The organism is Nocardia sp. NPDC052254 (assembly GCF_040679495.1).
Classification (GTDB): Bacteria; Actinomycetota; Actinomycetes; order Mycobacteriales; family Mycobacteriaceae; genus Nocardia.
The window spans coordinates 1-1209 of record NZ_JBFAUW010000035.1; the positions used below are offsets into that span (position 1 = coordinate 1).

The window sequence follows — 1209 nt, forward strand, 5'->3', positions numbered from 1 at the left end:
TGGTGGTGTAGGTGCGTGCGACGAGTGCGCTGCGGAGGTACCAGAGTCCGCTGGCTTGGGTGGGGTCGAAGTTGGTGAGTTGGGCGATGCGTTTGAGTCGGTAGTCGACGGTGTTGGTGTGGACGTGGAGGAGTCGGGCGGTGCGTTGGCGGTTGAGGTTGTTGGCGATGTGGGTTTGGAGGGTGGTGAGGAGTTCGGGGTGGTGGTCGAGGGGGTTGAGGAGGGTGCCGAGGTGGTCGCGTCCGGGGCCGGGGCGGGTGAGTTGGTATTCGAGGGCGAGGTCGTCGAATCGGTAGAGGCCGGGGATGGATTGGAGGCGGGTGACCATGTCGAGGAGTTGGTGGGTTTGGTCGGTGGCGGTGGGGATGTCGGTGGTGGTGGTTGTGGTGGTGGTGGCGGTGATGGGGACTCTGGCGGCGTGGGAGAGGTGGGTGATGAGGGGGTCGAGGTCGGTGGTGGTGTGGGTGGTGGGGATGAGGAGGGTGCCGCCGTCGGTGGAGAGCAGGGACAGGGTGGTGGTGTGGGTTCCGGTGGCGAGGGCGGCTTGGATGCGGCGGAGTTTGCGGCGGGCGATGATGGTGGGGTCGAGGTGGGGGTTGTGTTGGTCGGGGTGTGGGGGGATGTGGAGGGCGAGGATGTGGTAGTTGTCGGCGATTTCGATGCCGCATTCGCGGGCCATGGTGCTGGTGGGGTGTCCGCCGAGGAGTGCGCTGGTGAGGGTGTGGACGGCGTTGTGGTGTTCGGAGACGACGGCGCGGAGTTCGCGGACGTAGGCTCCGGAGACGGCGGTGGTCATGGTGTCGAGGATTTCGACGAGGAGTTTGGCGCCGGTGAGGAGGTTGGTGTAGTCGGTGTGGGTGAGGGTGAGTGTGGGTTCGTCGTTGGTGGTGTTGGTGTTGCGGGTGGTGGCGTTGGTGACGACGAGGTCGAAGCCGATTTTGAAGCCTTCGTGGATGGCGTGGTGGATGGTGTCGATGGGGACGCCTTCGCGGGCCCAGGCGGCGGCGGCGTCTTTGAGTCGTTCGGTTTTTTCGGGGATGTCGCGGCCGTCGAGGAGGCTGATGGCGAGTTCGAGGCAGGTGCGGGTGATGGTGGTGATGTCGCCGTGGATGGCGTCGCCGGGGAGTGTGCCGCAGGGGGCGACGTTTTCGACGAAGTGTCCGACCATGTGGCGGGACAGGGACCAGACATCCTTCAACGGCGACGACA

The 1209-nt window shown here is 65.6% G+C and carries 1 protein-coding gene; it reads right to left on the minus strand.

All coding sequences use genetic code 11. The annotated features are described in order from the left end of the window. The coding region (locus AB0L57_RS32845; protein WP_364970751.1) for a helix-turn-helix domain-containing protein at positions 1-1209 on the minus strand (1209 nt) is incomplete at both ends.